At 69.3% G+C, this 21,566-nt stretch carries 22 protein-coding genes; 9 read left to right on the top strand and 13 right to left on the bottom strand.

What is annotated here, in order from left to right; translation table 11 throughout:
- Positions 1 to 57 precede the first annotated feature (57 nt).
- The 5 genes from AC1RVW_RS24965 to AC1RVW_RS24985 all read left to right on the top strand — a co-directional run bounded on the left by AC1RVW_RS24965 (position 58) and on the right by AC1RVW_RS24985 (position 4,714).
- Positions 58 to 699: a zinc-ribbon domain containing protein gene (locus AC1RVW_RS24965; RefSeq protein ID WP_493203233.1), complete on the top strand. Its 642-nt coding sequence runs from the start codon at positions 58 to 60 to the stop codon at positions 697 to 699.
- Between the two features lie 11 nt (positions 700 to 710).
- Positions 711 to 1,664: a ribonuclease Z gene (locus tag AC1RVW_RS24970; RefSeq protein ID WP_493203235.1), complete on the top strand. Its 954-nt coding sequence runs from the start codon at positions 711 to 713 to the stop codon at positions 1,662 to 1,664.
- Between the two features lie 26 nt (positions 1,665 to 1,690).
- A complete protein-coding gene (locus tag AC1RVW_RS24975) occupies positions 1,691 to 2,542 on the top strand; it encodes a nucleotidyltransferase domain-containing protein (RefSeq protein WP_493203237.1) in 852 nt (283 codons plus the stop codon).
- Positions 2,535 to 3,572: an RNA 3'-terminal phosphate cyclase gene (rtcA, locus tag AC1RVW_RS24980; protein WP_493203239.1), complete on the top strand. Its 1,038-nt coding sequence runs from the start codon at positions 2,535 to 2,537 to the stop codon at positions 3,570 to 3,572. Before AC1RVW_RS24975 ends, rtcA begins: the two co-directional genes overlap by 8 nt.
- Before the next feature lie 77 nt (positions 3,573 to 3,649).
- Positions 3,650 to 4,714, top strand: a complete 1,065-nt coding sequence (locus AC1RVW_RS24985) for a maleylacetate reductase (RefSeq protein ID WP_409196293.1) — start codon at positions 3,650 to 3,652, stop codon at positions 4,712 to 4,714.
- Between the two features lie 27 nt (positions 4,715 to 4,741).
- Here the strand turns inward: AC1RVW_RS24985 and AC1RVW_RS24990 are convergent, their stop codons facing one another.
- Positions 4,742 to 5,107 carry an alpha/beta hydrolase gene (locus AC1RVW_RS24990; protein ID WP_106936869.1) on the bottom strand — a complete coding sequence of 122 codons (366 nt, stop codon included), beginning with the start codon at positions 5,105 to 5,107 and terminating at the stop codon, positions 4,742 to 4,744.
- A gap of 117 nt (positions 5,108 to 5,224) precedes the next feature.
- A complete protein-coding gene (locus AC1RVW_RS24995; protein ID WP_493203242.1) occupies positions 5,225 to 6,886 on the bottom strand; it encodes an adenylate/guanylate cyclase domain-containing protein in 1,662 nt (553 codons plus the stop codon).
- A 65-nt stretch (positions 6,887 to 6,951) separates the two neighbouring features.
- Between AC1RVW_RS24995 and AC1RVW_RS25000 the strand changes: the two genes are divergently transcribed.
- Complete coding sequence (locus tag AC1RVW_RS25000) at positions 6,952 to 7,680, top strand: Crp/Fnr family transcriptional regulator (RefSeq protein ID WP_409196291.1); 729 nt, start codon at positions 6,952 to 6,954, stop codon at positions 7,678 to 7,680.
- A 12-nt stretch (positions 7,681 to 7,692) separates the two neighbouring features.
- Here the strand turns inward: AC1RVW_RS25000 and AC1RVW_RS25005 are convergent, their stop codons facing one another.
- Both AC1RVW_RS25005 and AC1RVW_RS25010 read right to left on the bottom strand, forming a co-directional pair.
- Positions 7,693 to 8,166, bottom strand: coding sequence for a DoxX family protein (locus AC1RVW_RS25005; protein WP_106937680.1), 474 nt, complete (start codon positions 8,164 to 8,166; stop codon positions 7,693 to 7,695).
- Between the two features lie 115 nt (positions 8,167 to 8,281).
- A complete protein-coding gene (locus AC1RVW_RS25010) occupies positions 8,282 to 9,211 on the bottom strand; it encodes a LysR family transcriptional regulator (RefSeq protein ID WP_493203244.1) in 930 nt (309 codons plus the stop codon).
- A gap of 167 nt (positions 9,212 to 9,378) precedes the next feature.
- Between AC1RVW_RS25010 and AC1RVW_RS25015 the strand changes: the two genes are divergently transcribed.
- Together AC1RVW_RS25015 and AC1RVW_RS25020 are read left to right on the top strand one after the other, a co-directional pair.
- Positions 9,379 to 10,224: an intradiol ring-cleavage dioxygenase gene (locus tag AC1RVW_RS25015; protein WP_409196288.1), complete on the top strand. Its 846-nt coding sequence runs from the start codon at positions 9,379 to 9,381 to the stop codon at positions 10,222 to 10,224.
- A 93-nt stretch (positions 10,225 to 10,317) separates the two neighbouring features.
- The gene (locus tag AC1RVW_RS25020; RefSeq protein ID WP_409196287.1) at positions 10,318 to 11,076 is read left to right on the top strand and encodes a sulfite exporter TauE/SafE family protein; all 759 of its coding nucleotides are present in this window, start codon (positions 10,318 to 10,320) and stop codon (positions 11,074 to 11,076) included.
- Positions 11,077 to 11,094: 18 nt separating this feature from the next.
- Here the strand turns inward: AC1RVW_RS25020 and AC1RVW_RS25025 are convergent, their stop codons facing one another.
- The 4 genes from AC1RVW_RS25025 to AC1RVW_RS25040 all read right to left on the bottom strand — a co-directional run bounded on the left by AC1RVW_RS25025 (position 11,095) and on the right by AC1RVW_RS25040 (position 13,986).
- Positions 11,095 to 11,454 carry a DUF1428 domain-containing protein gene (locus tag AC1RVW_RS25025; protein WP_081269953.1) on the bottom strand — a complete coding sequence of 120 codons (360 nt, stop codon included), beginning with the start codon at positions 11,452 to 11,454 and terminating at the stop codon, positions 11,095 to 11,097.
- Between the two features lie 70 nt (positions 11,455 to 11,524).
- A complete protein-coding gene (locus tag AC1RVW_RS25030) occupies positions 11,525 to 12,994 on the bottom strand; it encodes a DHA2 family efflux MFS transporter permease subunit (RefSeq protein WP_493203247.1) in 1,470 nt (489 codons plus the stop codon).
- A gap of 5 nt (positions 12,995 to 12,999) precedes the next feature.
- Entirely contained in the window at positions 13,000 to 13,419 is a 420-nt protein-coding gene (locus tag AC1RVW_RS25035; protein WP_409196285.1) for a VOC family protein, read from the bottom strand.
- Between the two features lie 123 nt (positions 13,420 to 13,542).
- Positions 13,543 to 13,986 (bottom strand): VOC family protein, encoded by a 444-nt coding sequence (locus AC1RVW_RS25040; RefSeq protein ID WP_081269951.1) that lies wholly within the window; start codon positions 13,984 to 13,986, stop codon positions 13,543 to 13,545.
- 132 nt (positions 13,987 to 14,118) lie between these two features.
- On the opposite strand from AC1RVW_RS25040, the gene AC1RVW_RS25045 reads away from it, so the two are divergent.
- Positions 14,119 to 14,772 (top strand): TetR/AcrR family transcriptional regulator, encoded by a 654-nt coding sequence (locus AC1RVW_RS25045; protein WP_106936876.1) that lies wholly within the window; start codon positions 14,119 to 14,121, stop codon positions 14,770 to 14,772.
- Between the two features lie 14 nt (positions 14,773 to 14,786).
- On the opposite strand, the gene AC1RVW_RS25050 is transcribed toward AC1RVW_RS25045, so the two are convergent.
- From AC1RVW_RS25050 to AC1RVW_RS25070, 5 genes are read right to left on the bottom strand one after another with little or no spacing between them, the layout of a single operon-like run.
- Positions 14,787 to 15,278, bottom strand: coding sequence for a MarR family winged helix-turn-helix transcriptional regulator (locus AC1RVW_RS25050; RefSeq protein ID WP_081269949.1), 492 nt, complete (start codon positions 15,276 to 15,278; stop codon positions 14,787 to 14,789).
- Positions 15,279 to 15,313: 35 nt separating this feature from the next.
- Positions 15,314 to 17,059, bottom strand: coding sequence for an acyl-CoA dehydrogenase family protein (locus tag AC1RVW_RS25055; protein ID WP_493203251.1), 1,746 nt, complete (start codon positions 17,057 to 17,059; stop codon positions 15,314 to 15,316).
- A 14-nt stretch (positions 17,060 to 17,073) separates the two neighbouring features.
- A complete protein-coding gene (locus tag AC1RVW_RS25060) occupies positions 17,074 to 18,807 on the bottom strand; it encodes a tannase/feruloyl esterase family alpha/beta hydrolase (protein WP_493203253.1) in 1,734 nt (577 codons plus the stop codon).
- A gap of 53 nt (positions 18,808 to 18,860) precedes the next feature.
- Positions 18,861 to 19,595 (bottom strand): ABC transporter ATP-binding protein, encoded by a 735-nt coding sequence (locus tag AC1RVW_RS25065; RefSeq protein WP_493203255.1) that lies wholly within the window; start codon positions 19,593 to 19,595, stop codon positions 18,861 to 18,863.
- A 1-nt stretch (position 19,596) separates the two neighbouring features.
- Entirely contained in the window at positions 19,597 to 21,408 is a 1,812-nt protein-coding gene (locus tag AC1RVW_RS25070; RefSeq protein WP_493203257.1) for a branched-chain amino acid ABC transporter ATP-binding protein/permease, read from the bottom strand.
- Between the last annotated feature and the right edge of the window lie 158 nt (positions 21,409 to 21,566).

Here is a 21,566-nt window from a genome sequence, read left to right on the forward strand (position 1 = left end):
AGACGGTTCAAGCAACCGGACCTGCCTTCGTAGCAACGTATTACGGAGGTTTAAAAAATGAAGAGCAACAAGCAACGCCGCGCCGAGATCAAGGCGCACCGCCGCGGGCGTGCTGCCGCTCTGGCAGCACGCTCGCGCCTGCCGGATGTCCGGCTGCCGAAAGCCGACTTCGCCGATGCACTCGGTTGCGAGCCGGCGGACCGAGCTGTTCTGCAGCAACACAACAACACCTACGGCGTGCTGCCTGACTTCTATGTCGCGCGTCCATTCATCTGCCGCGATTGCGGTGCCGACGAGGTATGGACGGCCAAGCAGCAGAAATGGTGGTACGAGACGATTCACGGTCACATCGACAGCCGTGCCGTGCGATGCCTCGCATGCAGGCGCGCACGGCGCGAACGTTTGCGAGCCGTTTCGCCTGGGGCCGACCTTCTGCTCGAGAAGACATGTCGCCTGCGTGCGTTGGGTGCGGCAAAGCCGAGCGTTCAAGCCAGGGCCGAAATCGAGGCGGCATTGCAAAGCAAATGGTGGAGCCTGCGTGTCGTGGCGATCCAGGCAATGGGGCGCTGGGGCGGTGAAGAGAACCTCGCACGGCTACACGCGTTCATGGCGTCTCGTCCGGAGGGAGGTCGCCGATACTTCGGTTGGGAGCGCGTCGCCGCGGACGCTGCAAGACGCGCATTGATGCGCAGGGAGTGATCAACGAGATGATGAAACTGACTTTTCTGGGTACCTCCTCCGGTACCCCCACGCGCCACCGCAACGTCTCCGGCCTCGCCGTGCAGACGGTGCTCGGCCCGGACTGGTTCCTGATCGACTGCGGCGAGGGCACGCAGCATCGCGTGCTGCAGACACCGCTGTCCCTGAACGACCTGGCCGCCGTCTGCATCACGCATGTGCACGGCGACCACTGCTACGGCCTGCCGGGCCTGCTCGCGAGTGCGGGCATGAACAAGCGCACGAAGCCGCTGAAGCTGATTGCGCCGCTGCCGGTGTGGGAGTGGTTCGAGGCGACGCGCGCGCTGACCGATCTGCATCTGCCCTACGAAGTCGAGCATGTGGATATCGGCGGACCGTCACTGGTGTACGAGGTGCCGGGCCTGCGCATCGAAAGCCATGCGCTGTTGCATCGTGTGCCCAGCCATGCTTACCGCATGCAAGTCGAGACGCGGCGAGTGCGGCTGAAAGCGGACGCATTGCGCGCCATCGGCCTGCCACCCGGCCCCGCATGGCGTGCGCTGCAGCAGGGCGAGGACATGCCTTTCAACGGCGGCGTGCTGCGCAGCGCCGACTACACCGAGACCCAGGTTGAAGCGGTTGCCGCCGTTGTGGGCGGTGACAACGCCAAACCCGCGTTGCTGCACGACGCCTGCAAGGGCGCGCAACTGCTGGTGCACGAGGCCACCTTCACGCAGGAGGCACTCGACAAGGTCGGCCCCGGGCCGATGCACAGCTCCGCGCGCCTGCTGGCCGAGTTCGCGCAGGCGGCCGAAGTGCCCAACCTGATCCTCACGCACTTCAGCGCGCGCCATCAGAACGAAGAGGGCATGGCTGCATTGATGGCAGAGACGCAGGCGCACTACCGCGGTCATGCGTTCCTGGCCAGCGACCTGGATGTCTACGAGCTCGACAGTGCCGGCAATGTGACCGTCACCCGGGCTTGACGAGAAAAAAAGACAAGAAAAAAGACATGAGTACCGAAGAATTCCTGCGCTCCGCCCACCCGATCGAGCCCGCCGTGCGCACGCAGATCATGGAAGCCCTGAGCGACATCGAAGCAACGCATGACGTGACCGTGCTGTTCGCCTGCGAATCCGGCAGCCGCGGCTGGGGCTTCGTCTCGCCCGACAGCGACTACGACGTGCGCTTCATCTACGTCAACCGCCTGCCGTGGTACCTCACGGTGGCCCCGCGTCGCGACGTGATCGAGGTGCCGATCAGCGGCGACCTCGACATCAACGGCTGGGACCTGCGCAAGGCGCTGGGCCTGATGCGCGAGTCGAACCCGACGCTGCTCGAGTGGCTGCGCTCGCCCATCGTCTACCGCGACGACGCGGTGGCGATGCCGCGCTTTCGCGCGCTGTCGGAGGCCGTGTTCTCCAACGCGCGCGGCTGGCATCACTACAGCTCGATGGCGAAGAAGAATTTCCGCGAGCATCTGCAGGCCGACGAGGTGCGCTACAAGAAGTACCTCTACGTGCTGCGACCTCTGCTGGCCGCGCGCTGGATCCGCTCGCGCGCCGGCGTGCCGCCCATGCGCTTCGCCGACCTGGCGCAGCACACGCTCGACCCGGTATGCGACGCGGCACTGATCGCCGAGATCAACGCGCTGCTCGAGGTGAAGATGCGCGCCGGCGAAGCCGCGACCAGCCCGCGCTGGCCGGGTATCCACGCGTTCATCGAAGCCGAGCTGTCGGCCAATGCGGCAGAGCCGGTGACGCCCATACCGTCGGCCGATGGTTCGGGGCTCGATGCGTTCCTGTACGAAACGGTGCTGCGTCTCGATGCGAGGAACAGGAAGAAGGAGGCCGTCCATGATTGAACTCGACGGCTCCCAAGGCGAGGGCGGTGGCCAGATCCTGCGCACCGGCCTCGCGCTGTCGGTGGCCACCGGTCAGCCGCTGGCCATCGAGAAGATCCGTGCGGGCCGTGCCAAGCCGGGCCTGATGCGCCAGCATCTGGCGTGCGTGAACGCGGCTGCGGCGATCAGTGGCGCACAGGTCGAAGGCGCCGAGCTCGGATCGCAGTCGCTGCGCTTCACGCCCGGCGCGGTGCGCGCGGGCGAGTACCGCTTCGCGATCTCGGGTGCGGGCAGCTGCATGCTGGTGCTGCAGACCGTGCTTCCGCCGCTGCTGCTGGCTGGCGCACAGAGCCGCGTGCACCTGAGCGGCGGCACGCACAACCCGATGGCGCCGCCGTTCCATTTCCTGGAGCGCGCTTTCGCGCCGCTGGTGCGCCGCCTGGGGGCGGACCTGCAACTGACGCTTCGCCGCTGCGGCTTCTACCCGGCCGGCGGCGGCGAGGTGGAGGCGGTCATCGTGCCGGCGGCCGGCCCGCTGCAGCCCTTCGACCTGACCGCGCGCGGCGCGCACCGGGCCGGTCACGCGGAGTGCCTGGCACCGGGCCTGCCGCGCCATGTGCCGACGCGCGAACTCGACACGCTGGGCGGCGCGATGGGCTGGTCCGGCGAGCAACTGCGCCTGGGCGCGGTGCGCCAGAACGAAGGGCCGGGCAATGCGCTGATGGCCACGCTGGCCTACGAACACGTCACCGAGGTTTTCACCGCCTTCGGCGAAAAATCGATGAGCGCGGAGCAGGTGGCGCATGGCCTGGCCAGGGAACTGCGCGCGTTCCAGAAGAGCGAGGCGGCGGTCGGACCGCACCTCGCTGACCAGCTGGCGCTGCTGCAGGCGCTTGCCGCGTGGCAGGGCAGGAAGGCCTGCGCCTTCACCTGCAGCGAGGTGACGGAGCACACGCGCACCAACTGCGCGGTGATCGAGCGGTTCCTGCCCGTGCGCTTCGCCATCGCCGAGGGCGGCGATGCCTGCAGGGTGCAGGTCGCTCCGACCTGAGCGGAAAACTCCTTTCCGCTGTCGTGGTTGAACGCGGCGCGGGCCGGCGGGAAACTCGGGACAAAGACAGGAAAGCCATGACCACCTCCTCATTCGTCTACAACAGCGTGCCCCAGCGGGTGGTGTTCGGCGCGGGGTCGCTGCAGCATCTGGCGCGCGAGATCGATGCGCTGGGCGCAAGGCGCGCGCTGGTGCTCTCCACGCCCGAGCAGCGCCCGCAGGCCGAGCGCGTGGCGGCCATGCTCGGCGGCCATGCGGCCGGCGTGTTCGACCGGGCGGTGATGCACGTGCCCATCGAGACCGCACGCGAGGCCAGGGAGGTGGCGCAGCGCCTGGGCGCCGATTGCGCGGTGGCCATCGGCGGGGGCTCCACCACCGGTCTGGGCAAGGCGATCGCGCTCGACTCCGGGCTGCCGATCCTCGCCATACCGACGACCTATGCGGGTTCCGAAATGACGCCGATCTACGGCATCACCGAAGCCGGCATGAAGAAGACGGGCAAGGACATCCGGGTGCTGCCGCGCACGGTGATCTACGACCCGGAGCTTTCCTTGAGCCTGCCCGTGGGCATCAGCGTGACGAGCGGCATCAATGCCATCGCGCATGCGGCCGAGGGGCTCTATGCGGTCGATTCGAATCCGGTCATGGACTTGATGGCGCAGGAGGGCATTGCCGCGCTGGGCCGGGCGCTGCCCGCCATCCGCGCCACGCCGCAAGGCCCGGGCGCGCGCAGCGATGCGCTCTATGGCGCCTGGCTCTGCGGCGCGGTGCTGGGCAATGTCGGCATGGCACTGCACCACAAGCTGTGCCACACGCTGGGCGGCAGCTTCAACCTGCCGCACGCGGAGACCCACACCATCGTGCTGCCGCATGCGCTGGCCTACAACGCGGAAGCGGCGCCGCAGGCCATGGCGCGCATATTGAAGGCACTCGGGGGAAGCAGCAGCGCCGCGCAGGCCGTGTACGACCTGGCACGCGACAACGGCGCGCCTGTCGCGTTGCGCGACATCGGCATGAAGGAGTCCGATCTCGACCTGGCCTGCGAGCACGCGCTCAAGAACCAGTATCCCAATCCGCGCCCGCTGGAGCGCGATGCGATCCGCGCCCTGCTGCAGAACGCCTGGCAAGGCGTGCGGCCCTGAACCGGCGGGGCAGGGCCGCGTGCGGTTTTACAGGCCGGCCTGGCGGGTGAAGGACACGCTGGGCTTCTTGTAGGCCTGCGGCACTTCGTCGCGGTAGAAGGCGCGGCGGTCCAGGCTTTGCAGCGGGTTGTGCGCGGCGGCCACGGCCTGGTCGCGGACCGTGCCGCGGTCGAGCGTGGAATTGAAAGCCACGGCGCCTTCGGCGGCGGTGTCCGAATAGGCGTTGCCTTCGCGCGTGGCGGCCACGGCTTCGGCCTTCACGTCGGCGCGGCTGGCGGACGAGGTGATGGCATGCACGCCCTCATAGGTTTCTGCATGTGCCGCGCCGGCGGCGCCCAGCAGGGCGAAGGCGGCGGCAAAAGCGGAAGCGGCGATGCGTTGCTTGGTGTTCATGGTGATAGTCCCTTCGGTTCACTGTGTGGGCGGCGGACATTCGTCGTTGCCACAAGCTGAAGTGTGAAACCGCCGTGCGGTTTGCGATGTGCGTTTGCGCACCGCATTCGGCAACTGCTACGCGCAGACGGCACCGGTGGATGCGTAGAGCACCGCAAGAGGTTCGGAGCGCCCGCGCACCGCGAGCGTTTCAGGCGTGCCCAGGGTGTGCGCCACGCCCGCCTGCTCGGCCGCGAACAGCGAGACGACGAGGCGCGACGCCGCCGTCTTCGAGTGGTCCTGCAGCCGGCTCGCCGTGTTCACCACTTCGCCGATGGCGGTGAAGGTGGTGGTTTCCAGGTAGCCTACTTCGCCGACCGCGGCGCGGCCCGCATGCAGGCCCATGCCGAACTCCAGCCGCTGGCCGAACTGCGCCTCGAAGCCCTTGCTCCATGCGTCCATGCGCTCGCCGATCAGCTCGGTCGCGCGCAGCGCTTGCCTGCAGGCGGTCGGCAGGTCGCAGTCGAGCCCGAAGATGGCCATCACGCTGTCGCCGATGAACTGGTTGGGCACGCCGCCGCTCTCGCGCACGGCCGCGCCGACGGTGGCGAAGTAGCGGTCGAGCACATAGGCCAGGTCGAAAGGCCACTGCCGCTCCGACAGGCCCGACCAGCGCCGCAGGTCGACGAACAGGATCGCCACGTCGCGCTCGCGCCCGAAGCTGCCGACCGGCGCGGGCCGGCCTTCGTTGGGCAGCGGCGCGAACAGCGGCGTTACCTCGATGTCGCCGCGCGGGCGCAGCTGGCAGGCCAGCCGCACGTCGGCGGGCGCGCGCACGCGCTCCAGCGTGCGTTGCTCGTCGCGGCCCGCCTCGCCGATGTGCTCCGCCGGGCCGGCCACGCGCACCCGGCAGGTCGAGCAGCGCGCCCGGCCGCCGCAGATCGACAGGTGGTCGATGCCGTGCGAGCGGCTCGCCTCCAGCACGCTCCAGCCGCGCGGCACCTGCACCGTGCGGTCGGGATAGCGCAGCGTGATCGACGGCTGTCGCGACCAGCGCGCGAAAGCGTTGCGCCCCCAGCGCGCCAGAAGCAGCAGGGCCAGCGCCAGTCCGTAGAACCACTTGATGCTGTCTTCGGCCTTGCCGAGCGCCTTGCCCTGCTCGGGCGTCGGCAGCACGACGGGCGGCACGCCGGTCCACTGGAACTCCCGGCCCATCGACACGAAGCCCATCGCCGCCGTCAGCGGCAGCGTCACGGCCACGGCCAGCAGCAGGTAGGAAAAGCGCCGGTACGCCGGCTGCGCCCGCAGCGCGAAGTGCAGGCCGAGGCAGCCGTGGGTCCAGGCCGCCAGCATCATCGCCAGTTGCGCGGCCGCGCCCTGCCAGTCCCACAGGCCCCAGACCACCCGCACGTATGAGCCCTCGATGCCGTAGGCCAGGTAGGCGCCGCGCATGGCCGTGAGGTGGGTGGCCAGCAGCAGCGGCAGTGCAAAGCCCAGCAGCACCCGCAGGCCCTCCAGCGGCGGCATGCGCAGGGTGCGGCGCTCCCACAGCGCGACCACGGCCAGCACGAGGTGGGTGCCCGCGGCGCCGTACAGCAGCGCGGTGCCGGGCAGGCTGTGCCAGAACTTCTGCACGCCGCGCAGCACGGTCTCGGCGGCGGCAAACGAATAGATGCCGAGCGAATGGTTCAGCAGGTGAACCGTGATGTAGGCCATCAGCACCAGCCCGCTCGCCCAGCGGAGATTGCGCCGTGTCGGCGTTCTCGGGGAAAAGTGCGGTTGGGGGGAACGTCTGTCCATGAACGGGTTCGAAGCGGCTCCCGAGCATAATCCGCGCGCTCATCCCCTTGACCACAGACCCCGGCATGGACAAACCAGACCCTGTCCCGCGTTCCAGCCTCGCACTGCGCCAGATCGCGCTGCTCGAAGGCCTCTCCGACCAGCGGCTGGACCTGCTGGCCCGGCAATGCCTGTGGCACAGCGTGGAAGCCGGCAAGCCCCTGCTGCTGCGCGCCGAGCAGCAGGGCGAGGTGTTCCTGCTGGTCTCGGGCCGGGTGCGGGTGACGACCTATTCGGCCAACGGCCGGCAGGTGACCTTCCGCGACTCGGAGGCCGGGGAGCATTTCGGCGACATCGCCGCCATCGACGGCGGTCCGCGCTCGGCCGACGTCGTCACCCTTGCGCCCAGCGTGGTCGCCAGCCTGGACCGTGCCGCCTTCATGGCCCTGCTGCGCGACGAGCCGCTGGTGGCCGAGCGGGTGATGCTGCGGCTGGCCTCGCTGGTGCGGCAGCTGTCCGAACGGGTGATCGACCTGAGCACCCTGGGCGTGCAGAACCGGCTCCACGCCGAGCTGCTGCGCCTGGCCCGTGCCGCCGGCGCGCATGGCGGGGACGCCAACCAGGCCCGGCTGGACCCCGCGCCCAAGCATGCGGCGCTGGCCAGCCAGATCAGCACCAACCGCGAGCAGGTCACCCGCGAACTCAACGTGCTGGTGCGCAGCGGCGTGCTGCGCAAGGACGACAAGGCCCTGCTGGTGGCCGACATCGCCCGCCTCGAGGCGATGGTCTCGCAGGTGCGGGGCGACGCCGGCTGAACCGGCCGGCCGTCAGTTGAAGCGGCCGTTGCGGCCGCCGATGCTGAAGCGGCCGGCGCCCAGCAGCACCACCGTCAGCGCGCCGAACAGGTACAGGCCCTGCAGTTCCAGCGCCCAGCCGCCCTGCTTGGTCAGCGCGAACAGGTCGGCCATGTGCACGAGGCCGAAAGCCACCAGCATGTTGATCACCACCACGCCGGCGGCGGCGCGGGTGAAGAGGCCCGCGATCATCAGCAGCGGCGCGACGATTTCGCCGACGTACACCAGGTAGGCGATGCCGCCCGGCAGCCCGGCCTTGGCCAGCATGCCCGCGATGAAGCCGACGCCCGCCGACAGCTTGAAGATGCCGTGCAGCAGCACCAGGAAGCCGACCGTCACGCGGATCAGCAGCTTGCCGGAGTCGTCCAGCGTGGTGGGGGACACGGCGGAAAGCGGCGATGCGATCGGCGCACGCGGGGTGTTGGCGGCTGCGGCCTGGGTGTTCATGGCGGATCCTTGGAAATTGAAGGCCGCCGCGAAATGCGACGGTTGCGCCGCCAGTGTGCGCAGCCGCCGGAAAGCGGGATGTGCGTAAACGCACATGTTTTGCCGCAAAGCCGACTCAGCGCGCGCCGAAATGGCTGGTCCACTTGCGTTCGTAGTCCATCTTCGCGAAATGCGCCGCCATGAAGTCGATGAAGCTGCGCACCTTGGCCGACAGGTGCTTGCGGCTCGGGTACGCCAGGTTGATGGTCAGGTGCGGCAGGTCCCAGTCGTCCAGCGCGGGCACCAGCCGGCCGGCCACGACGTCGTCGTAGACGATGTAGGTCGGCTGTACCAGGATGCCCATGCCGTCGAGCGCGGCGGCACGCAGCACCTGGCCGTCGTTCGACTCGAGCAGCCCGGTGACCGACACCGTGCGCGTCTCGTTCCGGCGGCTGAAGCGCAGTTCGTTCGGGTTGTTGGCGTGGGTGTAGATCAGCAGCTTGTGCCGCGCGAGTTCTTCCAGCGTCTTCGGAAAGCCGTGCTGCGCAAAGTAGCGCGGCGACGCCACCAGGATGCGCCGCGTCTCGCCCAGCCGGCGGATCGTGACGTTCGAGTCGGGCTCGAACTCACGCGTGCGGATCGCCACGTCGATGTTGTTGTCGATCAGGTCGAAGTACCGGTTGGCCGCTTCCACGTGCACCGTCACGCCCGGATAGCGCTGGGTGTATTCGCGCAGCAGCGGCGCGATGTGGTGGATGGAGAACGACAGCGACGCCGTCACCCGCAGCGTGCCGGTCGGGTTGAACGCGGTGGCGTTGACCGTCGATTCCGCATCCGCCAGGTCGCTCAGGATGGCGCGGGCGCGGCCGCAGAACTCGCGGCCCGTGTCGGTCAAGTAGAGCCGGCGGGTGTTGCGCTCCACCAGCCGCGCGCCCAGGCGGTCCTCCAGCGCGCTCAGGTGCCGGCTCGCGGCGGCGTTGGAAAGGCCCAGCGCCTCGGCCGCCCGGCTCAGACTGCCGGCATCGGCGATCTGCACGAGCAGGGCGATTTCGGTCCAGCGGTCCATGGGGCGGTGTCTCCGGGGCTTGTCTTCTGTGTGTTCGGACGATTTTGGCGCAGCGGCGTTGCGACCGTTCCGCTGGGCGGAAAAATCATTTGCGCCCGGCGGCTTTCGTGGCGGCGGCGCGCGGCCTAAAGTGCGCCGTACCTACGAGACGACATGGAGACACCACGATGCGCAACCTCAACCAGGACAACATCACGCAGGCCGTGCTTGCGCGCTTCGCCGACACGCCCGACCCTCGCCTGCGCGAGATCATGACCAGCCTGGTGCAGCACCTGCACGCCTTTGCGCGCGAGGTGAAGCTCACCGAGGAAGAGTGGTTCCAGGGCATCCAGTACCTCACGGCCACCGGCCAGAAGTGCGACGACAAGCGGCAGGAATTCATCCTGCTGTCGGACGTGCTGGGCCTGTCGATGCTCACCATCGCGATGAACAACGACAAGCCCGCGGGCTGCACCGAGGCCACGGTGTTCGGCCCCTTCTACTTCGACGGCGCCCCCGAGTACGAGCATGGCGACGACGTGGCCAACGGCGCCGAGGGCGAGCCCTGCGACGTGCATGCCACCGTGCGCGGGCTCGGCGGCGAGCCGGTGTCCGGCGCGGTCGTCGACGTGTGGCAGGCCGACGCCGGCGGCCACTACGACGTGCAGCACGCCGGGCTCGACCATGCGGAGAACCGTGGCACGCTGCGCACGGGGCCCGACGGCTCGCTGCATTTCCGCAGCGTGGTGGCGGTGGCGTACCCGATCCCGGTCGACGGCCCCGTGGGCGACCTGCTGCGCGCGACGAAGCGCCACCCCTGGCGGCCCGCGCACCTGCACTTCAAGATAGAAGCACCGGGCTACGAGCGGCTCATCACCCACGTGTTCCGCGACGGCGACGAATGGCTGGACTCCGACGCCGTGTTCGCGGTGCGCCAGTCGCTGGTCGCGCCGTGGAAGAAGCAGGACAACGGCCGCTGGCGCCTGGACTTCGACTTCGTTCTCAATCCGCTGAAGCAGCCGGCCCGGCAGTAGGAGGCGAGGCCGGCGGCGCCGGGCGCATTCCTCGCCATCCTGCTACGCTCGGAAGGCCCGCCCGCATGGCGGGTTTTCTTTTGCCTTCCGCCCATGGTTTTCCCCCTGATCACCGACCCGCATTTCTATGCGGTCGCCATTCCCGCCGTGCTGCTGCTCGGCATCAGCAAGAGCGGCTTCGGCGCCGGCTTCGGGTCGCTCGCGGTGCCGATGATGGCGCTGGCCGTCACCGTGCCGCAGGCAGCCGCCATCCTGATGCCGCTGTTGCTGCTGATGGACGTTCTGGGCCTGGCCGCGTTCCGGCGCGACTTCGACCGTTCGCTGCTCAAGTTCCTGATTCCGTTCGGCCTGCTGGGCACGGTGATCGGCACGCTGCTGTTTCGCATGCTGCCGGCGCACACGGTGGCGGGCATCGTCGGCGTGTTCACGCTGCTGTTCCTGGCGCAGCGCCTGCTGTTCCCGCCCAAGCCCGACGACCCGCTGCCCTCGCGCCGCGTGGGCGCGGTGCTGACCACGGTGTCGGGCTTCACCAGCTTCATCGCGCATGCGGGCGGCCCGCCCATCAACGCCTACGTGATTCCGCTGCGGCTCAAGCCCGTGATCTTCACGGCCACCATGGCGTATTTCTTCTTCGTGGTGAACCTCAGCAAGTGGATTCCCTACGCCTGGCTGGGCCTCATCGACTTGCGCACGCTGGCCACTTCGCTGGTGCTGATGCCGATCGCGCCGTTCGGCGTGTGGGTCGGCATCCGCATTGCGCGGCGCATCGACGCGACCTGGTTCTATCGCTTCGTGTACCTGGGCATGCTGCTCACGGGCCTGAAGCTCGTCTACGACGGATTCATCGCCTGAGGCGCGCGCGGCGGCCCGTCAGAACTCGACGATCGACTTGAAGCCGCCGAAGATCATGCGCCTGGCGTCGAAGGGCATGGTCTTCGGGTCCATCGATGCGATGCGCGGGTCGGCCATCACCTTGGCGTTCACCGTGTCGCGGTGCTTGCGCGACTTGTAGGTGATCCACGAGAAGGCCACCGTCTCGTCGGCCTTCTGCTTCACGCTCTGTGGAAACGAGGTCAGCTTGCCGGGCTTCACGTCGTCGGCGATGCACTCGACGTATTCGAGCGCGCCGTATTCCATCCAGACCTTGCCGGCCTTGCGCGCCAGCTTGCGGTAGGCCTCTACGTTGGCACTGGGAACGGCGACGATGAAACCGTCTACATAACGAGCCATGGAAGTTCTCCTGAACAAAGAGTGGAACCGTTGAAGAAAAAATACCGGCGGCTGCATGTGGCCTCCTGGCTCACGATGCCGCCGATCCACGGGGTGCCGCTTCTTCTTTGTTGTTGTTGTCCTGCATCTGCCCCGGCATGGTGGATCGAAGCAGCAACGCCCCGATCAGGCCCGCCGCCGCCGCGAACACGGCGCCGACGAGAAACGCAAGGTTGTAGCCGCCGGTGAGCGCCAGCGGCATCTGCGCGCCGGCGGCTTCCATCGAGGCGGTGCGCGCCGCCGCGGCGCTGGCCAGCACGGCCAGGCCCAGGGCGCCGCCCATCATGAAGGCAGTGTTGACCACGCCCGAGGCCAGGCCCGAATCGGACGGGCTCACCTCGCTCATGGCCGCCAGCAGCACCGGGTTGAACGCCATGCCCGCGCCCAGGCCGAGCAGCATCATGCCGGGCAGCACGTCGACCACGAAGCTGCCGTTGACCGGTGCCCGCGCGAACAGCGCCAGCCCGATGGCCGCGAGCCACAGCCCCGCCGCCAGCGGCTTGCGGATGCCGAAGCGCATCACGATCCTGGCCGACAGGCCCAGCGAGAACACCGCCATGATGATGTTGGCCGGCAGGAAGGCCAGGCCGATCTGCATCGGCGTGTACTGCAGCACCAGCTGCATGTAGAGCGCCGAGATGAAGAACCACGCGAACATGGCCGCCGCCCACAGCACGCCCACCACGTTGGCCACTGACACGCTGCGCAGCCGGAACAGGCCCAGCGGCATCAGCGGATGCTGCACGCGCGCCTCGATGGCGATGAAAACCGCCAGCAGCACCACGGCCGCGCCGAGCAGACCCACGGTCTGCGTGGAGCCCCAGCCCGCTTCGTTGCCGTTGACCACGCCGTACACCGCCAGCATGAGCGACAGCGTGACCGTCACCGCGCCGGCCACGTCGAGCTTCTCGCCGTGCGCATGGCCGCGCGCGCTGGGCAGCAGCGCCACGCAAAGCGCATACACCGCCACGCCGATCGGCAGGTTCACCAGGAAGATCCAGTGCCAGCTCAGCGTGCTCGTGAGCAGGCCGCCCAGCAGCACGCCGATGCTGCCGCCGCCCGCGCACACGAAGCCGTACACGCCCATGGCCTTGGCGCGCTCGGCCGGCTCGGTGAAGAGGTTCATGATGAGCGAGAGCGACACGGCCGAAACCACCGCGCCGCCCAGCCCCTGGACCGCACGGGCCGCCACCAGCAGCACCTGCGAGTTGGAGATGCCGCAGGCCAGCGAGGCCAGCGTGAACAGCACCAGGCCGATGAGGAAGAGCTTGCGGTGGCCGTACAGGTCGCCGAGCCGCCCGCCCAGCAGCAGGAAGCCGCCGAAGGTCAGCATGTAGGCGTTCACCACCCAGACCAGCGATGTCTCGGTGAAGCCGAGGTCGGTGCGGATCGAGGGCAGCGCGACGTTCACGATGGTGGTGTCCAGCACGATCATCAGCACGCCGAGGCACAGCACCATCAGCGCGAGCCAGCGCTTTCGGCTGTCGAGTGCGTCCGTCATGCGCGTCACACCAGGGGCTTGCCGCCGTTGATGAGCCAGGGCGTGCCGAAGCGGTCGGTCACCATGCCGAAGCCCTCGACCCAGAAGGTCGGGCCGAACGGCATCGTGACCTTGCCGCCCTCGGCGAAGGCGTCGAACACGCGCCGGGCTTCGGGCACCGTGTCGAGCGTGAGCGCCACGCCGAAGCCCTTCATGCCTTCGTAGGGCATGCCGGGCATGGAGTCGGAGGCCATCAGCAGGCCGTCGCCATAGGCGAGGGCGGCATGCATGATGCGGTCGGCCGCGCCGGGCGGGAACTGCTCGGCGCCGGGCGCCTGGGCCATGGTCATCATCATCTGCATCTTGCCGCCGAGCGTCTTCTCGTAGAAGCGCATGGCCTCGGCTGCATTGCCGTCGAACGTGAGGTAGGCGTTGATGGGGGACATGAGAGTTTCCTTGGTTGCTTTTGAGTGGCTGTCTCGAGGTTGGCAGGGCCCCATGAGCTTGGCGAAATAGGGGCTCGGGCTGTGCTTGGACCAGGTGACCCGTGACGAAAGAAAGATGCGCAGTCAGGCCGGTTGCGCCACGACCAGCAGCCAGCCCACGCCGAAGCGGTCGGTCAGCATGCCGAAGCTGGAGGTGAAGAAGGTCGGGATCAGCGGCTGCATCACCTGGCCGCCCTCGGCCAGCGCGTTGAACCACTTGACGGCTTCGGCGTCGGTGCCGGCGGTGAGGGCCAGCATGATGCCCTCGAACTTCGGCTGGCCCGAGCAGCGGCCGTCGGAGGCCATGAGCTCGGTCTCGCCGATGCGGACCACCGCGTGCATCACCTTGTCGGGCGCGGGCCCGGCACCGCCGCAACTGGCGTCGGGGTTGCCGGAAGCGGCGGGCTCGGGTGCCGGCGCGTCGGCATAGCGCATGAGCTGGATCGTTTCGGCGCCGAGCGCCTGCTTGTAGAAGCCGAGCGCTTCGTCGCAGCGGCCTTCGAACGAGAGGTAAGACTGGACTTTCATGGCGATTCCTTCTGGCGGATGAGGTGGGTCGGTGGGGCCCCGGCGTATCAGGCCGCAAACAATCGGATTACTTTGTGTACACCGTCCACAAAGAATAGCAGGGATAATGGACGGTGTCCACATGGAATTGCAATGAAGCTCAACAACGTCCCTGAAAGCCTGCCGCCCGCCCGCAGCACCTACCGCCACGGGGACTTGCGCCGGGCACTGCTGGACGCGGGCATCGAGCTCGCCCGCGACGGGGGCCCCGACGCCGTGGTGCTGCGCGAGGCCACGAGGCGCGCGGGCGTGGTGCCGAATGCCGCCTACCGGCACTTCGGCAGCCGCCAGGAACTGCTGTGGGCCGTGCGGGAGGCGGCCCTGGCCGCGGCAGCGGGTGCGATGGAAAAGGAACTGGCCGTGCTGCCCTGCGACCAGCCGCCCGCCGACTTCGCGCGCGCCCAGGTGCGCGCCATCGGCACCGCCTATCTGCGGTTCGCGCAGGCCGAGCCTGGCCTGTTCCGCACCGCGTTCGTGGTTTCCGCCGAAGGCGACGGCCAGCTCGGCCCGGGCAAGGCCGGCGCGAGCGGGCTGGACCCGTTCCAGCTGCTGGGCAAGGCCATCGACCGGCTGGTGGACGCGGGCGTGCTCGACCCGGCGCGGCGCCCGAATGCCGAATACCTCGCGTGGTCGTCGGTGCACGGTCTGGCGCTGCTCATCATCGACGGGCCACTGCGCGCCATGCCGCCCGCCGAGACCCACGCGCTGGGCCAGCGCCTCATCGACATGGTCGAGCGAGGGCTGTAGGCGCCCTCAGGCGCTCAGAGATAGATCTTCTGCAGCAGGCGGATCAGCGTCTCGCGCTCGCGCGCCGTGAGCCTGGCGCTGGCGTCGGCCTCGAGCTGCATCACGGCCTGCTCGGCCTCGCGGATCAGCGCATCGCCGGCCGGCGTGAGGTACAGGCCCACCGCGCGGCCGTCGTGCGGATGGGGCCGGCGCTCGATGAGCCCGCGGCTGTCGAGCGTGGCAACCAGGCTCACCAGGTTGGGCGGCAGGATGTCCAGCGTGCTGCACAGCTGCCGCGACGTGGCGCCCGGGTTGTGCGCCAGCAGCGACAGCACCGAGAAATCGATCTGCTTGAGCCCATAGGGCGCCATGCGTTCCGCGAAGAAGTCGCTGACGATCAGCCATGCGCGGCGGGCGTTGTAGCCGACCAGGGTTTCGAGCATGCGCGCGTCGAGCCGGTCCGCCTTGCCCGGCGGCGCGATGCTCGGCTCGCTTTTCGCGGGAGCGGATTTCGAAGAGGAAGGCATGGCTCGAGCGTACCGCGTGAATGTTGCCTGGCAGCCTAGCGCGCGACAGCCTGCGGCTGCGCCGCGTGGGTCAGTGCGACCGTCTCGCAGGCCCGCTTGACGATGCCCAGCCGCATCTCGAACTCCGGCAGTACCCAGCGCCGGAAGGCCGCCGCCACCCGTGCCCTGGCGCTGTCTTGCGGCGCCGCCGCCTCGATGCGCGCCCAGGCCCAGGCGAGCATCGTGAGCATCGCCACGCGCAGGTAGTCGTCCGCCACTTCGCAGGGCAGCGCCGGGTTGGCGTGCGCGGCCATCGCGACCGTGGTGCCCAGGTAGCGCAGCTGCGCGAGCCGGCGCTGCACGTCGGCATCGGCCTCGCGCGAGGCGTCGAGCGTGTCGCGCATCTCGAGCAGCACCGCCGACATGCCGGCGCCGCCGTCGGGCAGCACCTTGCGCACCAGCAGGTCGATGGCCTGGATCTCGTTGGTGCCCTCGTAGATCATGGTCACGCGCGAGTCGCGCACGATCTGCTCGATGCCCCATTCGCGCACGTAGCCATGCCCGCCGAACACTTGCAGGCACTCGCTCGCACCCAGAAAGGCCTGCTGCGTGCACGCCGCCTTGAGCACCGGCGTGACGAACGAGCACCAGCGCTGCGCGCGCTCGCGGGCCTTCGGGTCGGCGTCGTGCGCGGCCACGTCGAGCATCAGCGCGCTGCGGTAGGCGAGGGTGCGCGCGCCGTCGATCCAGGCGCGCTGCGTGTCGAGGATGCGGCGCACCGCCGGGTGCTCGGCAATCAGGTCCGCGCTTTCGTTGCCGCGGCTCGCGGGCACGGGGCCGGGCGCGCGCATCTGGCGGCGCTCGGCGGCATAGGCGTCGGCCTTCTGCCAGGCGGCGTCGAGCAGGCCGATGCCCTGCAGCGCCACATGCAGGCGCGCCGAATTCATCATCACGAACATCGCTGCCAGCCCGCGCCCCGGCTCGCCGACCAGCCAGCCGGTGGCGTCGTCGAAGCGCATCGTGCAGGTCGGGCTGCCATGCAGGCCCATCTTTTCCTCGATGCGTTCGCAGTGCACCGCGTTGCGCGTGCCGTCGGGCAGCAGCTTGGGCACGAGCGCCAGCGACAGGCCCTTGGGGCCGGCCGGCGCGTCGGGCAGGCGGCACAGCACCAGGTGCACGATGTTCGGCGTCAGGTCGTGCTCGCCGCCGGAAATGAAGATCTTGCCGCCGCTCACGCGCAGGCTGCCGTCGGCCTGTGGCACGGCGCGCGTGCGCACCTGGCCCAGGTCGCTGCCCGCATGCGCCTCGGTGAGGCACATGGTGGCCAGCCACTCGCCGGTCGCGATCTTCGAGAGATAGCGCTGCTTCAGCTCGTCGCTGCCGTGGTGCTTGAGGCAGGCGTAGGCGCCGTGCAGCAGGCCGGGCGCCATCGTGAAGCCGTGGTTGGCGGCGGCCAGCCATTCGTAGAGCACGGCCTCGAGCACGGCGGGCAGGCCCTGTCCGCCGTCTTCGGTCGCGGCCGAAAGAGCGGGCCAGCCGCCGTCGACGAAGGCCTGGTAGGCCTCGCGAAAGCCCGGCGGGCTGGTCACTTCGCCGCCGGCAAAACGGCAGCCGGTCTCGTCGCCGGTCCGGTTCAGCGGCGCGATCACTTCGCCGACAAAGCACGCCGCCTCCTCCAGCACCTGCGACTGCAGCGCTTCGTCAACCTCGGCGAAAGGCGCGAGCGCGGCCAGGCGCGTGGGCGCATCGAGCGCCGCGTTCAGCAGGAATCGGACATCTTCGGGGCGGGGCTTGTAATCCATGGGGGTTCGGAAATCTAGGGAGAAGGCGGCTTGCAGGCGAAGCTGCTTGCGCGCTCGGTGTCGCCGCCGGTGTATGTGGCGACTTGCGGATAGGGGCACAGCGGGCGCGTGCGCTGCGGCGACCAGCTGGCCGGCACTTCGGCGTTCGGCACGGGCGTGCCGGCACCGCGCGCGGAGGCGGTGATCGACGCGGGCGCCTTGCCCTGTTCGACCCAGTCGACCAGCGCGCTGAGCATGTCGAACTGGTCGGTGGCGGGGCCGCCCGAGCAGTGGTTCATGCCCGGCACGGGGAAGTAGCGCGCGAACGAGGATGCATCGCCGCCGTTCGCGGCCTGCACGCGTTCATACCAGGCGGCGGTGTCGTCCGACGAGAACACCGGGTCGCTGGTGCCGTGGTAGACGATCATTCGGCCGCCCTTGTCGCGCAGCGCGCCCAGGTTGGCCGCGTCCGGCGGCGTCATGAACGACAGCGCCGACTCGCGGAACACGCCGTCCGTCGCGGCGATGCGCGGCGCGTCGCGGTCCATGTCGAAGCCCAGCGCGAACGGCAGGCCCTGCGGCCGGTCGGCCAGCGGCGGCGTGCTGAAGATGAAGGCCACGGCACCTGCGTCGCGCGTCGCCGGGCTCGCGAACTTCCATTCGCGCCAGTTGCCGCCGCTCACGCCCGCGTCGAACGGGAAGCTGCTGTAGATCGGCTGGCCCGCGCTGTTGCGCGCGCCCTTGAACACGTTGGCCAGCGCATTCTTCTGCGGCGCGCTGAGGCACATGCCGTCGCGCGTGCCGGCGGCGCAGGTGGGAACGTCGCGCTGGATGTCGAAGCGCGTTTTGCAGGCCTGCACGTTCGACACGATGCCGTCGGCCAGGCCGTCGAGCGCGTCGCAGCGCGCCAGCACCTTGTCGGCCACCAGCTTCAGCTCGGCCGGGGTGAAGGCGCTTTGCAGGTCGGGCTGGCCGGCGGGCGTCTTCGCGCTGGCCACGGCGGCGTATTGCTGCGCGCCATAGAGCTGCGCCACGGCCGCCTTCGGCAGGTTGAAACCGGGGTCGCCCGCGAGGATGCCGTCGTACTGCTGCGACGAGCGCACCGCGGCCACCATCGCATGCCGCCCGCCGTTCGAGCAGCCGCCGAAGTAGGAGCGGTCGGGGCCGCGGCCGTAGGCCTTGGCGATGAGGTTCTTCGCCATCGGCGTGAGCTGCGCGACCGCGTTGTATCCGTAGTCGAGCCGCGCCTGCGGGTCGAGCCCGAAGCGCGGGCCCATCGAACCCGCATGGCCGGCGTCGGAGCTGATGACGGCAAAGCCCATCTGCAGCGCGCTGCTGCGCGGGCCGCCGCCGCCAATGCCGCCGAGCGCGGGCACCACCACGCCGTCGAGCCCGCCGTTGGCCTGGTAGAAGAAGCGGCCGTTCCATGCCACCGGCAGCCGCATCTCGAAACCGACGGCATAGCGCTGGTTGTCGACCGGGCTGGTGCGCTCGTTCATGCGGCCTTGCACCAGGCAGTGCGCGGGCGCCGCCATCGCGACGCCGCCGACCGTGACCATGCCGGCCGGCACGTCGGTGACGGCGGTGTAGACCGTGCCCGGCAGCGCCGCGCGCGTGGCCAGGTCGGCGCAGGCCTGCAGGGTACCGGGCCGCGCGGCGGCCAGCGGCGCATGCGGGGCGGGTGGGCTGCCCGCGCAAGCCGCGAGCAGCGTGGCAACGCTGAGCGCGCTTGCGCACAGACCGAATGTGAAGTGGCGCTGTCTCGTCATGTCGTCTCCTTGCCGCGTGTGCGGCGGGTGTCTCGGTCGATCTTCTTTTCTCGTCAGGCGGCCTTGCGCGCCGCGCCCAGGTAGGTGTCGATCACGCGCGAATCGACCGCGAGCTTGTGTGCCTCGCCCTCGAGGCTCACGCTGCCCATTTCGAGCACGTAGCCGTGGTCCGCCACTTCGAGCGCGGCGCGCGCGTTCTGCTCCACCAGCAGAATGGTCACGCCCGTGGCGCGCAGCGCGTCGACCGTGCGGAAGATCTCCTGCACCACCAGCGGCGCCAGCCCCAGGCTGGGTTCGTCGAGCATCAGCAGCGTGGGGCGCGACATCAGCGCGCGGCCCACCGCCAGCATCTGCCGCTCGCCGCCGGAGAGCGTGCCGGCCAGCTGCGCGCGCCGCTCCTTCAGGCGCGGGAACAGCGTGTAGACCTCGTCGATGCGGTCGCGCCACTGCTTGTTGCGCAGCCGCACCTGGCGGAACGCGCCGAGCACGAGGTTGTCTTCGACCGGCATGGTGCCGAACAGCTCGCGTTTCTCGGGCACCAGCGCAATGCCGAGCATCACGCGTTCCTCGAGCGTCATCGCCGAGATGGGCTGGCCCTTGAACTCGATGATGCCCTTGGAGGGCAGCACGCCCATCAGCGCATTGAGCAGCGTCGACTTGCCCGCGCCGTTCGGCCCGATCACGGTGACGACGCGGCCCTGGTCGGCCTGCAGGTCGATGCCGTGCAGCACCTCGGCGCGCCCGTAGCCGGCGTGCAGGTCGCGTATGCGAAGCAGGGGTGTCGTCATGTCAATGTTCCGTTCCCAGGTACGCGGCGCGCACCTTGTCGCTGTTCTGCACCTCGGCGGGCGTGCCCTCCATCAGGTGGGTGCCGAACTCCATCACCACGATGTGGTCGCAGATGTCCATCACCAGCCCCATGTCGTGCTCGACCAGCAGGATGCTCATGCCCTCGTCGCGCAGTTGCCGCAGCACCTTGCCCAGCGCTTCCTTTTCCTTGTGGCGCAGGCCGGCCGCGGGCTCGTCGAGCAGCAGCAGGGCCGGGTCGGCGCACAGCGCGCGTGCGATCTCCAGCAGGCGCTGCTGGCCCATGGCCAGGTTGCCCGCCAGTTCGTGCAGGTAGTCGCCCATGCCCACGCGCCGCAGCTGGCGCTCGGCCTCGCGGAACAGCGCGCGCTCTTCCTGGCGGTCGATGCGCAGCATGGCCGCGATGGCGCCCTTGCGGCCGCGCAGGTGCGCGCCCAGCGCCACGTTCTCCAGCACCGTCATGTCGGCCACCATCTTCACGTGCTGGAAGGTGCGCGACACGCCGCGCTGCGCGATCTGCCGCGCGCCCAGCCCGCCGATGGCCTCGCCGCGGAAGCGCACCGCGCCGCCCGAGAGGCCGAGCACGCCGGTGATCAGGTTGAAGGTGGTCGACTTGCCCGCGCCGTTCGGCCCGATCAGGCCGACGATCTGGCCGGCGCGCGTCTGGAAGCTGATGTCGTTCACCGCCACCAGCCCGCCGAAGGTCTTGCGGATGGCCTGCACGTCGAGCACCACATCGCCCGCGGCCGGCTTCGCGCGCGCGGGCAGGTCCCTGGCGTGCTGCCAGTCGACGCTGCGGCGCGGGCGCGGCAGGCGCCGGTCGACGAAGGCCCAGAGGCCCTCGGGCAGGTACTTGAGCACCAGCACGATCATGATGCCGAACACGATCAGCTCGTAGCTGCCGGCCGTGCCGATGAGCTTGGGCAGCAGCACCTGCAGCTGGTCTTCGAGCAGCTTGACCACGCCCGCGCCGGCAATGGCGCCCCACACGTGGGCCGCGCCGCCTAGCACCGCCATGAACAGGTACTCGATGCCCATCTTCAGCCCGAAGGGCGAGGGGTTCACCGTGCGCTGGAAGTGCGCGAACAGCCAGCCAGAGATGGAGGCCAGCATGGCCGCCAGCACGAAGATGCCGATCTTGAAGCGCAGCGTGTTCACGCCCATGGCCTCGGCCATCTGCGAGCCGCCGGCCAGGGAGCGAATGGCGCGGCCGCTGCGCGAGTCGAGCAGGCGTATCACCGCGAATGCCGCGACGATCGCGATGACCCAGACCACGCCGTAGAAGAACCGCTGCTGGCCGAACTCGAAGCCGAACAGCGACAGGCCCTTGACGCCCAGGATGCCGTCGTACTTGCCCAGCGCGTCGAGGTTGCCCATCAGGTAGTACAGCGACAGCGCCCAGGCGATGGTGGCCAGCGGCAGGTAGTGGCCCGACATGCGCAGCGTGATGGCGCCGATGATCGAGGCGCTGACGCCGGTGAGCGCCAGGCCGATGAAGAGCGTGACCCACGGCGACAGCCCTGTGTTCACCGTGAGGTAGGCCGTGGTGTACGCACCGATGCCGACGAAGGCGGCCTGCCCGAACGAGGTGAGGCCGCCCACCCCGGTGAGCAGCACGAGCCCCAGCACCGGCAGGGTGTAGATGCCGATGTAGTTGAGCTGGATGATCCAGAAGTCGGGCAGCGGCAGGAACGGCAGCACGGCTAGCACCAGGATCAGCGCGAGCGGGCCCCAGGTGCGCAGTGCGCTCTTGTCGGGCGCCTGGGTCGGCGTTGTGTTGATTAGCGCTTCCATGTCAGTGATCCGTTGCGCGTTGTCTTTGCTTGCTTGTCGTTTTTGTCGTTGGTTTGTTCGGGGCTTGTGCACAGGCCACCAGGTACTCCCCTCCGCGAATGTCCCCCGGGGCTGCGCCCCTCCTCCTTTATTTCGCTGCGGGGAGCACCCGGCGCCCT

The sequence above is a fragment of the Variovorax sp. MPBD4-3 genome, assembly GCF_058809745.1.